Annotated in this window: 7 protein-coding genes and 3 pseudogenes; 2 read left to right on the top strand and 8 right to left on the bottom strand. The window is 59.4% G+C overall.

Annotated features, from left to right (window positions below):
• Positions 1 to 41 precede the first annotated feature (41 nt).
• Positions 42 to 3,446 (bottom strand): annotated as a pseudogene (locus PYH37_RS29595) (C48 family peptidase); the annotation flags it as partial.
• A gap of 527 nt (positions 3,447 to 3,973) precedes the next feature.
• Between PYH37_RS29595 and PYH37_RS29590 the strand changes: the two are divergent.
• Positions 3,974 to 4,186, top strand: a pseudogene (locus PYH37_RS29590) (TniB family NTP-binding protein); the annotation flags it as partial.
• A 332-nt stretch (positions 4,187 to 4,518) separates the two neighbouring features.
• Here PYH37_RS29590 and PYH37_RS29585 read toward each other — a convergent pair.
• The 5 genes and pseudogenes from PYH37_RS29585 to PYH37_RS29565 form a co-directional block, all read right to left on the bottom strand.
• Entirely contained in the window at positions 4,519 to 5,406 is an 888-nt protein-coding gene (locus PYH37_RS29585; protein WP_280736397.1) for a universal stress protein, read from the bottom strand.
• A 498-nt stretch (positions 5,407 to 5,904) separates the two neighbouring features.
• On the bottom strand, positions 5,905 to 6,315 hold the full coding sequence (locus PYH37_RS29580; protein WP_280736400.1) for a DUF269 domain-containing protein: 411 nt from the start codon (positions 6,313 to 6,315) through the stop codon (positions 5,905 to 5,907).
• A gap of 16 nt (positions 6,316 to 6,331) precedes the next feature.
• The gene (gene nifN / locus PYH37_RS29575; RefSeq protein ID WP_280736401.1) at positions 6,332 to 7,765 is read right to left on the bottom strand and encodes a nitrogenase iron-molybdenum cofactor biosynthesis protein NifN; all 1,434 of its coding nucleotides are present in this window, start codon (positions 7,763 to 7,765) and stop codon (positions 6,332 to 6,334) included.
• Between the two features lie 479 nt (positions 7,766 to 8,244).
• Positions 8,245 to 8,418: pseudogene (gene nifH, locus PYH37_RS29570) on the bottom strand (nitrogenase reductase); the annotation flags it as partial.
• A gap of 969 nt (positions 8,419 to 9,387) precedes the next feature.
• Positions 9,388 to 10,410, bottom strand: coding sequence for an IS110 family RNA-guided transposase (locus PYH37_RS29565; protein ID WP_252746836.1), 1,023 nt, complete (start codon positions 10,408 to 10,410; stop codon positions 9,388 to 9,390).
• A 108-nt stretch (positions 10,411 to 10,518) separates the two neighbouring features.
• Here PYH37_RS29565 and PYH37_RS29560 point away from each other — a divergent pair.
• A protein-coding gene (locus tag PYH37_RS29560) for an IS630 family transposase (RefSeq protein ID WP_280736402.1) occupies positions 10,519 to 11,464 on the top strand; the annotation gives its coding sequence in 2 pieces (ribosomal slippage) (positions 10,519 to 10,854 and positions 10,856 to 11,464; 945 coding nt in all).
• Between the two features lie 416 nt (positions 11,465 to 11,880).
• On the opposite strand, the gene PYH37_RS32565 is transcribed toward PYH37_RS29560, so the two are convergent.
• The gene (locus PYH37_RS32565; protein ID WP_425336195.1) at positions 11,881 to 12,477 is read right to left on the bottom strand and encodes a hypothetical protein; all 597 of its coding nucleotides are present in this window, start codon (positions 12,475 to 12,477) and stop codon (positions 11,881 to 11,883) included.
• A 200-nt stretch (positions 12,478 to 12,677) separates the two neighbouring features.
• Positions 12,678 to 13,127: a transposase gene (locus tag PYH37_RS29550; protein ID WP_280736404.1), complete on the bottom strand. Its 450-nt coding sequence runs from the start codon at positions 13,125 to 13,127 to the stop codon at positions 12,678 to 12,680.
• Positions 13,128 to 13,192: the final 65 nt, after the last annotated feature.

Here is a 13,192-nt window from a genome sequence, read left to right as displayed (position 1 = left end):
TGTCGTCTAAAGAGCTGTCTTCTTGACCCCAGCCATTGAGCTCAACGTCCCGCGTCGGAGCGCTCTCTGCTTCTGAAGGAAGCTAATAGCTCCGCTCGGGCTTGATCGGAGGCTTTGCTGATGGACGTCGTGGTTGCTGTGGCATGCCCGGCCACCGGTCTATTGACAATATCAGTACGCTGCTCAGGCGGTAAAAAATCAGATGCGCCCAGCTGATGGGTGGGGGACTGCATCGGCACGCGAGCCCCCGAATTGCCAATCTCGCTCAGCTGCCGCTCCATGGGGAGGCTTTGCGGATTAGTCCTCTGCCTCTTGGCCGGTCTCAACAGCGCTGTGAAATGAGCATTGTTGATGATGACGCCGCCGCTGTTCACGAGGTTGCTCCTGTCAAGTGTACTCGTCAGCTCGTCCTGGGCCTCGCGCGTCTTGCCCAAGTGCCGTTCAAACGGCGCTGGCGCGACTTGTCGGGCTTGCTGCTCTTGCAAGACGGCGTGTTGCACCTGCGACCCAGCTGCTCCAAAAGCTTCCGCGGGGATCGCGGCAAGCTCGTGCGGCAAGCGCTCCTCCCTCAGTCGGTTTTGCAGCGCCTGCCGATCGGCGACGAGGTAGTTGAGGTGCAGCGGCAGCTGCTGGTCTGGCCGCTCTTCATTCGCCAATCGATGAACCAGCTCGCGCGTGCCGTCCACCACGAAAACGCCGCAATCAACACCGTTGCCCTGCTGGGCCATTGCGGGTGTCACCAGGGTGGTCGCGTCCAATCTTGTTGCGAGCTCTCGTGCGGGCGCGTCGTTGTATCCCTGTCCATTGTACTGGATAGAGTCGTAGTGATAAGCGACCGCTCTTTCCGGGTCGCGGCGATCAACGAGCAGCAGCGACCAATGTTCGATGCGTTGAGGATCCGGCGCCGGATCCATAGGATCGGCACTGTTCACTGGCAGGAACACGAAGTCGGCTGGGGCGTCGTTTTGATGATAGATGGACAGCAACCTACCTTGCACGTCCACGTCGTGACGGCGCAGTTGATGGGAGACCAGCGCATCCACCAGCCGCGTTCGGGCGGCGAGCGCTGGGTGGGCCTCCTGCAGGTCCTGCTCCAGCAACCGGTAGTCCCTGTGGATATGGGCGTCGCTCAGCAGTTCGGCGGCGCCGAGCACCGCCCCCTCGGGGAGGTTGGACGAGCCTGACGGAAAAGCTCCGATCTGAGCATCGGAGGAGGTGGTCAGATCGACCAACGGAACTTGTTCTAAGACATGCGCGTCTGAGGGCACTGGCCGCCCGGCAGTAGCTGAATAGCCCGCCTCATGATACACACGAAGGACGTCCAACGCCCACTTCATGCTATCGTTTTTCGGAAAGAAAGCATTGACGTGATCGACCAGGGATTGGTGATTCTTTAGATCAATCGCTTGGCCACGAGCGCCGAGATCATTCACCAATCGGCAAAGTGCACCCGTGTATGTACGGACCGTGCTCGCGCTATAGTCTCGCTGGGCCGCAACGTGAGTGATCGCCTGATCAATAAGGCCCCGGTGTTCGCCGGACAGATGGGGATAGCGGGCAGTACTCGTCAGCTCGTCTTGGGTCTCGCGCGTCTTGCCCAAGTGCCGTTCAAACGGCGCTGGCGCGACTTGTCGGGCTTGCTGCTCTTGCAAGACGGCGTGTTGCACCTGCGACCCAGCTGCTCCAAAAGCTTCCACGGGGATTGCGGCAAGCTCGTGCGGCAAGCGCTCCTCCCTCAGTCGGTTTTGCAGCGCCTGCCGATCGGCGACGAGGTAGTTGAGGTGCAGCGGCAGCTGCTGGTCTGGCCGCTCTTCATTCGCCAATCGATGAACCAGCTGGCGCGTGCCGTCCACCACGAAAACGCCGCAATCAACACCGTTGCCCTGCTGGGCCATTGCGGGTGTCACCAGGGTGGTCGCGTCCAGTCTTGTTGCGAGCTCTCGTGCGGGCGCGTCGTTGTATCCCTGTCCATTGTACTGGATAGAGTCGTAGTGATAAGCGACCGCTCTTTCCGGGTCGCGGCGATCAACGAGCAGCAGCGACCAATGTTCGATGCGTTGAGGATCCGGCGCCGGATCCATAGGATCGGCACTGTTCACTGGCAGGAACACGAAGTCGGCTGGGGCGTCGTTTTGATGATAGATGGACAGCAACCTACCTTGCACGTCCACGTCGTGACGGCGCAGTTGATGGGAGACCAGCGCATCCACCAGCCGCGTTCGGGCGGCGAGCGCTGGGTGGGCCTCCTGCAGGTCCTGCTCCAGCAACCGGTAGTCCCTGTGGATATGGGCGTCGCTCAGCAGTTCGGCGGCGCCGAGCACCGCCCCCTCGGGGAGGTTGGACGAGCCTGACGGAAAAGCTCCGATCTGAGCATCGGAGGAGGTGGTCAGATCGACCAACGGAACTTGTTCTAAGACATGCGCGTCTGAGGGCACTGGCCGCCCGGCAGTAGCTGAATAGCCCGCCTCATGATACACACGGAGGACGTCCAACGCCCACTTCATGCTATCGTTTTTCGGAAAGAAAGCATTGACGTGATCGACCAGGGATTGGTGATTCTTTAGATCAATCGCTTGGCCACGAGCGCCGAGATCATTCACCAATCGGCAAAGTGCACCCGTGTATGTACGGACCGTGCTCGCGCTATAGTCTCGCTGGGCCGCAACGTGAGTGATCGCCTGATCAATAAGGCCCCGGTGTTCGCCGGACAGATGGGGATAGCGGGCTGAATAGCCCGGGCGCTCATGATACGCACGGAGGACGTCCAACGCCTTCTTCATATCCCTGTTTTCCGGAAAGAAAGCATTGACGTGATCGGCCAGGGATTGGTGATTTTTTAGATCAATCGCTTGGCCACGAGCGCCGAGATCATTCGCCAATCGGTAAAGTGCATTCGTGAATGCCCCGACCGTGTTGGCCTTATAGTGTTTCTGAGCCGCAACGTGAGTGATCGCCTGATCAATAAGGCCCCGGTGTTCGCCGGACAGATGGGGATAGCGGGCATCATGGGCGCCACTCGCGACAGGAGCCGGATCGGCTCGGCGCGCCTCGGCCACGTCAAGCGCATCCGGCGAGGGCCGGATCTGCTGTTCGCTGGCAGCTAACACTGGCGGGGCGGCGGCCTGAACTGCGGCGTGCCCAGAGCCGGCCGCTGCGAAAGCGTCCGCCACGATGCTGTTGAGGTCATCCGGTCCAGCGGGCATCCCTGGGTCGCTGAAAAAAGACGAGGCGGGTCGATCGTCCTGCCGCTCCTGAAGCACCTCGCGGAACCCCTGCTCCAGTCGCAGAAGCTCCTCCGGTTTGGTTGGCGGCTCGTCGGCACGATCATCGAACAGCGGCCGGAACGCCTCGGGAATGGCGTCTGACGTGGGGGACGGGGCAGCCCGGCGCCCGGGCTCCTGAGGGCCGCCCGCGGAAACGGCCTCCGCATCGCGAACCCGTTGCAACGCGGAGATGAGCTTGCGGTCGGCCGGAAACAAACTCTTGGCGAATTCGATCCGCGAATCGTGATCCAGCCCAGAGATCGTCTGGCCCCGACGCTCGAGCTCCCCGCCGTCACGGGATGAACGTTCAGCTGTAGGTGTCCGTTTGATATCGCGATCCACTGGCCGACTCCGAAGTCATGTCAACTGACCTATAAGGCTAGCATCGAAGCTTGGTCTGCTAAACCGATATAGCGTTACGTTTGTAGTCCTGCAGAGCCTTCTCCAGCTCTGCTTGGAACTTAATCTAAGCCCAAGGACGACTTGCCAACATCTTCCACACGATCAACACCCTCGCCATTGAGGCCATCGAAAGCGGACGCGAGCAGATTACCAACGAAGCCATCGAGAAATGGGAGCCGGAGTTTGATGCCGAGGCCGCCTCGCATGACGCAGGGAACATCCTCGCGGCAATCGCCGGTAACGCTGGCTCCGCACACCGACGAATTCCTGTCGTCTCTCAGCCGGCATGCCGAGTACTATGCGGTCCCGCCCGAATCTCGGACCTGTCGAATGAACCGATGGCGCGCCGGATATTCAGCCTCTCGGAAGGCTTAATCGGTGAGATCATCACCGTCACCAAGGCCGCCGTCGCGGCCATCCGATCCGGGACCGAACGCATTACCACGGCCGGTGTCGACGACCTGCGCCACGTGCCGATCTCGCGCCGGCGCAACGCGGCTCTGCGCGAAAGCCTTCTATGACGGCGATCAACGCTCACGCGCCGATCATCAGCTTTCGCGAACGTTATCGCGATGTCGCTTCTGACCGGTGGCCGGTCATCGTTGGAGCACGATTGCCAAGGGCACGAAGCGCGCCTTGGCAGACCGTCGCTTGGTCGGTTCCTTGCGGTAGAGCGCCTTGCCCTAATTCTGCGTCTCCTCGCGCTCCACCGCGAGGTCGATAGCAACGGCGTCATTCAACTCCTGGAGCACTGCTGTCTTCCCGCAAGTTCCGTGGAACGATGATCCGCGTTCAGATCCTCGCCGTTGTCGACGGCGTCGGCTTCGAATAGCAGCGGAAACGCGGGCATCAGTCAGCGAGCCAAAAACAGCGGCATAGGCGGCTTCTCAAGTATCCATCTCCTGACGCCCCCGAAGAGCCGCTCATGCAGCCGACGGTGGCTATAAGCGCCCATGACAATCATGTCGGCGGACGCGTCGATTGCGTGCTGAGTGAGCACTGAGGCGACCGATTGGCCGCCGCTCTGCAGCCGGTCGACCACCACCTGAACACCGTGTAAAGCGAGATAATCACCGATGTCGGCGCCCGGCTCGGCGCCGTTTCCGTTGTGGGTCGTCTCGGGATCGACTAGTGTGACACGAACTTCCTTTGCGCCGGACAGAAGGTCCAGCGCTTCCCTAACCGCTCGGGACGCCTCGACTCGCGAATCCCAGCCGACCAGCACGCGCCGTGGCGACAGAGTTGCATCGGCGCCCTTCGGCACAACAAGCACTGGCTTTCCCGATTCGAACAGGCTGCCGTTGATAACACGAGATCCGAGAATATTGTTTTCAAGAAGTGAGGGGCCGATGATTGTTAGGTCCGCGCAGAGCGCCCGCTTTCGCACAACCTCATCGACGCTGGCCAGGTCGCAATAAGCGCTGTCGACGTCACAGGAAAGCCGCATCGCTCCCAGCAGTGTCTCGAGTTCCTCGGAGCGCCTCTCCAGTCTAATCATGTCCTGCGAAATTGCCTCGATTTCGCGGCAGTGTTTTTCCAACCTGACCGTGTCCACCGCGTGTACTTCAATCCGCTGGGGAGCAGCTACGCCGGTCCCACCGCCGAACGCCGGACGCGTGGCAAATCCGATGATCAGTACAGAAAGACGCGCTCCGATCTCGGCACACAATGTGGCAGCTGTAATAACGTCCTGATCGGAGTGGTAAGTTTCCGTCACACTGAGCACAGTTTTAAAAGCCATCTGACCGCTTCTTTCTATGTAACGTCGCATCTGCAAGCGCGTTTTAAGCCCGCAAGACTTGCCCTCAGCACGAGGAGATGCGCTGTAGGACGAGACCGTTTTCATCCTTCTTTCTGAGCCGGCTGATCCGAACGTCCACGGTGCGTGCTCGGACATGGATGTTGTTCCGCCGCCGATCAGCTCAGCCCCGCTGAAGACTTGACCGTGTTTTCTCAACCGGGCGAGTAGCGGGTTGAAGCTCGATAGGTCCGAGGTACTCTCGCGGAGCCCGGTGAGCATCGAGCTTCATCTTAAGGCCGCCACAGCGTAGGGAGGGGCCGTCTTCCACCCGCCCGTGCCAGCGCCAACTTCGACCGCAGATAGTCGAGCAGCTTCTCGGTCCAGTTGACTGGGACGCCCTTGGCGTGGGCTCGCAGTGCGCGCGACTGCAGGTTGCGGAGCTTTCTCTGAAGCCTCTCATGGTCTGACATGATCTCCTCCGTCGAAAAGTCGGTATCATCACGCCAGCGCTACATGCGGGTAGGCTTCGATTACTGCGACCGCATTTATCCACCAGTTTCGTCCCTGCCCTGGCGTGAGAAGCACACGTCCGAAGCCCTCGGGGCTCATCATTATGATGGGCGATGCCACCAGGCCGGAGCGCTCCTGGATCGCAAGTCCCACACAGCGGTAAAAAATTTGTAGCCTCCACAGCACTTCCTGATCGGGATCGCCAATGATCGAGACATCACGGCGCCGCTCCTTGTTGACAATGAACTCGGCGAGCAGCTCATCATCCACATTGCTTTCCCACAAACCGTAGGAGTCCTGAGCGCGGATCAGCTGAATGAGGCCTTTAAGGAAAGAGGTAGCAAGAGCCGCCTTGTCCTCGACAGCGGGGATAATGAGGTTATTGTGTGGTGTTCTCATTTCGCAGTCCTCATCGTCAAAGAGGATTCTTGTCGGCGGGCAAGCCTGCGCTAGTAGCTTGTGTGCGATCGCCACGTGCAAGGCGCTGGCTTTTCTTATCGGTGTCGGTCTGGCTACGAAACGGATCAAGTGCCCAGGGTGACGGCGCGAGGGGATCGGACTGGAAGATGTTGGCGACTTCGAAGATCAAGTCGCGCGTTCCCTGATAAAGGATTGTGAGCTTGTGCTGACTGCCGAGCCGGTCGAACACAGGGAAACCGACACGCATCATGGGAATGCCTAGACGCGCTGCCGCTTGCCGGCCGTGCGAATGTGTGACGAGAAGATCAGCGCCGTCGCCAAGACTTTCCAGATCGCCGAGATCGCCCACCTGAATCGCTTCCGCAGGGACCTTCTCGAGGATTTTCGAGGTACTGGTCGTCGTGACCACCGCGGTGATCTCGGCACCCATGCCGGTGAAGAAGGTGGCGAGCTGGTAGAGCTGGTCCGGCTCGGATGCGATCGCGATCTTCTTGCCACCGAAATGGAAGTGACCATCCAGCAAGGCGTCCTGCAGCTGTGCGCGGCGACGGCGGACTTTCGTTGGCGCGGGCGCACCGGAAATTGCGGAAAGTAGCGAGACAAACCGATCGACTGCGTTCAAACCGGTCAGCGACTGGAATAGCACGTAAGGCACTCCGGTTAGCGTCTGCAGCACCTCCGCAGGACGGCGCATATGTTCCCCGATCGCGATGCACTGCGCCGCCGTGCCAAGCTCGCGGATTCCCTCGACGCTGGTGCCGCCATAGGTAGTGGGCACCCAGCGGTCATCGGGCACCGTACCGTCGAGCGAGCCGGAGACGTCCGGCAGGATCACCGGCATGAGCCCGAAGCTTTCTACCATCTCGCGCAAATGCTCGATGTCAGCTACAGTGAGATTCCAACCTGGCAGGATCGCGACCTTCCTCGACTGCCGGGCTCGCTCACCGGTTTGCGTGATCGCTTCTATCATCGCGGTGACAGCCTTGGCCCAGCCCTCCTCGATTGCGCCGTCGAAATCCGGCGTTTTGGTCAGCACGACGACGGTACCTGCAAGTTCTTCCGCGTGCTCCAGCTTGATTTTGGCGAGATCGCCTACGAAATCTTCGCCACGGGTTTCCGCCAGCGCCGTCGTGCATATACCGATCAGCCTTGGCTTTGCGCGGGTTTTGAGATTGAGGATTGCCTGTTCAAGATGGTCCGCCCCGCCGAGGATCGTGGCCACTTCGTCCATTGCCGTCGTTTGCAGGGGGATGGCTTCCTTGAAATGCCGTACGAAAAGCACCAGTGCGAAGCTGGTGCAGCCTTGGCTGCCATGAAAGAGGGGTACCGCACCATCGACCCCAAGAAAGGCGAAGGCGGCCCCAAGCGGCTGCGACGACTTCAGCGGATTGATCGCCGCCGATTTGCTCTGGGGAAGTATGCGGACCATCAGCCTTCCTCGGGTTGACGACCTTCATGATCTGTTTGCTGGGCTCCTTGTCGGCGGTCGTCGATTTCTTGGCCGACATGGTGACGATCGCGATGCCGATCTCCACCAACGCAATGACGACCGCACGGGACTTTGCGCCGCCGGGGTTGAGAAGCACGGTCTTGCTTTGGAGACGCGGCCTCTTCGGCGCGCTTGCCCCTTCTTCCGCGATCAGCGCCTTCGTGCGTTCGAGAAGCGGATCGGCCCCGTTCTTCACGAGCACCACGGCGGTGTGCTGGAATCCGTTTGATGTAGCCTTGGTGCCGTATATCGAGCTTTCCAGGAACGAGATGCTCCAACGCTCGCCCACTCGGGCAACATTGATGAGCGCGGTTGAGCACACCGTCATGGGACGCCAGCGCCTCGGCGAGGTCGAACGCGCGGTCGATCTGGCGTTGGTTATAAATCAGCCGGACCAGCCGCGCGCCGCCCGAACGGAATACTATGTCCGGCGCCTTCGAGTTCAGGATCAGGCGGGTGCCCTCGGCTTTGGGGTCGCAGCCGACGATAAGGATCTTCTCCCCGAGGCCGGCAAGCGCTGCGAGGATGCTTTGGGATGTGGACTCATCGATGCGGCCCTTGCCATAGCATTTGATCTGACGCAAACTTGCCACTTGCTTTTCCTCCTTCGTTCGATCCGTCAACTACGACATGAATGCCGGTCGGCAGCTCTCGCCGCTTGCAACGAAGGCTTCAAAACTCGTGCCAATTTGGCCGACTTCAGCTACAAAAGACTTTTGTGATTTGTTGTCAGCTACTTACCCTCGGAAAAACACGAGATTAGCAAACAAGGGCCACGTCGCGGGCTCGACAAACCCGACACGAGGTCCTGATCCACCTCGCGCACCTTGTGGAGGAAGTAAGCGCGCCGTGGCACCGTGCAAAGAGATGGCGCTTCCTCCGGCAATGCGCCATGTGTTTGACGGCAGCAATCAGAGTGCTGGCCGGCCGCAGATGACGGAGCAAGGCATTGATGACTCGCGTCTTCTGCGGATCAGCAGATCACAAAAATTGTGAACACAGTGGAGAGCGCCGCTTTGCAGATCGCCGCCAGCCCAGCAACATCATTCTTCTGCCGTTTGACAAACGCTCCGCACAGATGGGCCCTCCATTGGACCTGATGCCTAAGCAACGTCTCCCGAACTACCGGCTGCTTCCGGCGCAAGCCTAAATCGGGATACGCTAGCAGTTTGCCACTCGAGGAAAATCGCCGCGCCATCGGCCCGGCTGCATGGACCAGAATCGTTCTCTTCGCCAAATCCCGGCCGAGCATGCTAGAGCGTTTCCGTGTTTGATTGAATCGTTGCCGATTCCCGAATCGTCGTTGTTGTGATTCATATGTGGACGCCCCTATGGCAAGGGCCTTTTGTCGGGGATGGTTTGATCGGTTGCTTTCATATGTCCGGCCTGTTTGTGCGGCGTAGAGTTTGACCGCTGGCCCTGATGGAAATCCGCCGGTGAGGTCCCTGATCAAGCTGGCGCGCTTTTGAAGCGCATTGAATCAGACGGGTTGGCCTCACCATTGGCTCGATCGTTACACATCATCGACTGCCGTTACCAATTCGGGTTGTCTGGGACCGAACTCAGGCCGTCAGCTCATGAGCCCTATAAGCTTCCTTTCGGGTCAGTACGACCCATGCGATCCGCGCGAGCTTGTTGGCGAGCGCGACGGAGACGAGCCTGAACGGCTTTTTCTCCAAGAGCTTTCTGATCCAATTCGCCATGGGTGTTGCCTTGTCCTTCGTGTGACGGATGACGGCGGTAGCACCGACAACCAGCAATCGGCGCAAATATCGGTCTCCTTGCTTGGAGATGCCACCGAGCTGGGTTTTGCCCCCTGTCGAATGCTGTTGCGGCGTCAGGCCGAGCCAAGCGGCAAATTGCCGACCTGAACGGAATTGATCGGGATCGGTGACGGTGGCAGCAACAGCCGTGGCCGTGACTACGCCGAGGCCGGGGATCGCTGCGAGCCTACGACTGGCTTCGCTGTCGACATGCCAAGCGTGAAGTTGCTGATCCAGCACCGCAATCTCATCGGTAAACACCATGATCTGCCGGATCAGAATATCCAGCGAAGTGCGTGCATAAGAAGGTAGGCCGTCCTCATCGGACAGCGCTTGCTGCGCCAGCTTGGCCAGATTGGCAATGCCGGGATTGGCGACAAGGCCGAATTCTGCCAAATGCGCCCGCAGCGCATTTGCGACCATGGTGCGCTGGCGAACGAGCAGCGCTCGCGCGCGGTGGGTCATGAGAATGCCCTGCTGCTCCACCGTCTTCACAGGCACGAACCGCATCGTCGGGCGCTGCACGGCTTCGCAGATTGCTTCGGCATCCAGCGCGTCGCTCTTGCCACGCTTGACATAGGCCTTCACATAGGACGGCGGGATGAGCCGGACCTCGTGCCCCATCGCCGCGAGCGTGCGAGCCCAATGATGCGCTGTTCCGCACGCCTCCATCCCGATCAGGCATGATGGTAGCTTTGAGAAGAAGGGCAGCATCTGCTTCCGATGCAACCGCTTCACGAGCACGGTGTTGCCTGTCTCGTCGATGCCATGCGCCTGAAACACGCTCTTGGCCAGGTCCAATCCCATGATCGTGATCTTCATCGTGAATGCTCCTCTTGCTGCTTCGGATGACAGGCCGGCATCATAGCCGCAGCCGGTGCGGGGGCGTCCACATCATCAAGATGCTGGCTGGAAGGAGGCCAGCATTGGATGACGCGACCCTTATCGAACGACCTTCGCGACCGCGTTTTGGCAGCGGTTTTGAGCGGCGAGACCAGCCGTGTGGTGGCGGCGCGCTTCGGAGTTGCCGTCTCGTCCGTGGTGAAATGGTCGCAGCGCTATCGTGCGACCGGTTCTGGCGCACCGGGCAAGATGGGCGGGCATCGCAAGCGTATTCTGGAACCGCATCGCGCTTTCATTGCCGAGCGGCTCAATCAGAACCCGCATCTGACGCTGCATGGCTTGAAGGATGAACTGGCAAGACGCGGCGTCACGGTCTCCCACAATACGATCTGGGAATTCATCCGGCGCGAGGGACTGCGCTTCAAAAAAAACCCTGTTCGTCCTTGAGCAAGCCCGCGCCGACATCGCTCGCAGGCGGGAGCGATGGAAGACCTTTCAGCGCAATCTCGATCCTGAGCGGCTGGTGTTTATCGACGAGACCTGGATCAAGACCAACATGACGCCGCTTCGAGGCTGGGGACCAAAGGGCAAGCGCCTGCGTGCCTTTGCTCCGCACGGCCACTGGCGGACGCTGACCTTCCTCGGTGCCTTGCGCAGCGATCGGCTGACTGCTCCCTGTGTCTTCGACGGACCGATCAACGGCCAGTGTTTCCGCGCCTATGTCGAGCAACAGCTCGTGCCCGCGCTCAAACCCGGCGATATCGTCATCATGGACAATCTCGGCAGCCACAAATCGGCAGCTATCCGGCAGATCATAAAGGCGGCCGGTGCACGGCTCTGGTTCCTGCCGCCCTATTCGCCGGATCTCAATCCGATCGAGCAGGCTTTCTCCAAGATCAAGCACTGGATGCGGCAGGCCCAGAAGCGAACCGTCGAAGACGCCTGGCGACACATCGGAGCGCTCGTCCAGACAATACCACACGAATGCTCAAACTATCTGGCCAACGCAGGCTACGCTTCCGTCAAAACATGAAACGCTCTAGTCTTACCATCGGTGCTTTCCTCCTCAACGCAACCATACTGGCATGCCGTCGAGAGGGGACGTCCAGCTTTTCGCTTATACGTGATAGCGCAATACGGAACATCCACTGCTCCAGCGGCTCATCACCTCATCACCGGGCTCAACGCACAGAGCAGGGTAACGTAGCGCACGACGGCCATCGGCGATGGGTGCTGCTGGGTGAGGATGATTCGGCTCCTCAAAACTGCTGGAGCCGGCCCGAAAACTTAAAAATCCGCGCACATAGCTCACGCGTCGTATTCGCCGAAACACTTAACGCGCATTACGGTCGCGTTGGCGCACGTTCAGCTCGCGTGATGCGCAGTCTCGAATTCTGCGCTTGGCAATCGCATGGTACTTTCATGAATGCACGGCGATTGAACGCTACCTTATGTGACTTTAAACCGCTCAAGCATCTTCTTGAGCTCCAAGTTCTCCGCACGAATCTGCTCAGCGAGCAAACTCTTGAGTCGCTTATTTTCTGCGTCAAGGGCCGCCACTTCCTCGAGGGAGATCGCATGTTCGACAGGTTTGGTCTGCTCGCTCTCATCCTGATGCACGCCCATCGAAATATATGTTGTATAGCGCTCGCGCCGTCGAGAAATGCCGCTCCTTGACGGTGTCCCAGGTGGCGGGACTTCAGAGCTCCCTTGCCGATCCACTGCAGCATTGCCTGCGGGAGGATTGTCCCGATGCTGCTTCGACACCTCAGCCTCTACACTGTCGCCTGAGGCTACCGGTCTGCGTGCACCGTCGAAGTCACCTGCGTCTCTGGCAACAGGACCTGCGCTCGGATCGGCCTGCGAGCCCTCCCCTATATCAGGCGTTGGGGACGTCTCCGTTGAATTGAATAGATGTGGTGCCTTCTCTTTCACTTCCCGGGCCAAGGCTTTGAAGTCCGTCTCCCCCCAAATTGAGTTCGGGCGTCCCTTTGGCTGCCGTCGCCCGGGCTTGAATTCAACAATGAAGCTCCGTGGTGTTTTCATATGTCTCAACCGCAAGAAACCATCAACGGCCAACGCCGATCGGCGCCACCGCTTCTGGGTGGACAAATACTGCTCGTCACTCGTCAATTCAACTGTCGGCAGTCAATTAGCGCATTGGCAATGCAGCAGCTTGCGTGTTTTTTCGCGTGCGACCGCGCCAATGAGCAAAATGGCGTTCCCAGCGGACTCCCCATGTGGTTTCAGTCCAGCCCGAGCCGCTTACGCAGCTCAGCATTCTCCGCACGCAACTTGTCGGCCAGGAGTTGACGAAGCCTCGAGTTTTCCTTTTCGAGTTGAACGAGATCTGCCAACTCATCTCCGGCCGGACGAGTTTTGTCGTCCTTTTGATCAACGGGCTTTGCTGCCCGTTTCCACTGATAATAGGTCTGCTCCGATATGCCGGCGCTCTTGATGGCGTCCTTGAGGGTGCTCTTGCGTTCGGCGACTTGCGTCTCGATTAGCTTGAGCTTATCGTTTTTTTCTTGATCGCTATACCTCCTGGGCTTAGCAGCCGTCACTTTGGAATCACGAACTTGTTCGGCAGCCGCCTTCTGCAGTCGTGGCGACCTCCGCTTTTTAGCAGTGGGGCTTTTAGTTTCCGCATTCGCCTTAATCGTAGCGAACGGTCCCGCCTTACTCTCATCAGCCATCTGTAGTTCCTCCCTGAGCCTCATATGATTTTGGGTTAAGTGAACTACAGATTCAACGCAAGCGT

The sequence above is a fragment of the Sinorhizobium numidicum genome (assembly GCF_029892045.1).
Classification (GTDB): domain Bacteria; phylum Pseudomonadota; class Alphaproteobacteria; order Rhizobiales; family Rhizobiaceae; genus Sinorhizobium; species Sinorhizobium numidicum.
The sequence above is the reverse complement of the archived record's forward strand: the minus strand, read 5'-3'. Positions and strand labels throughout refer to the sequence as shown.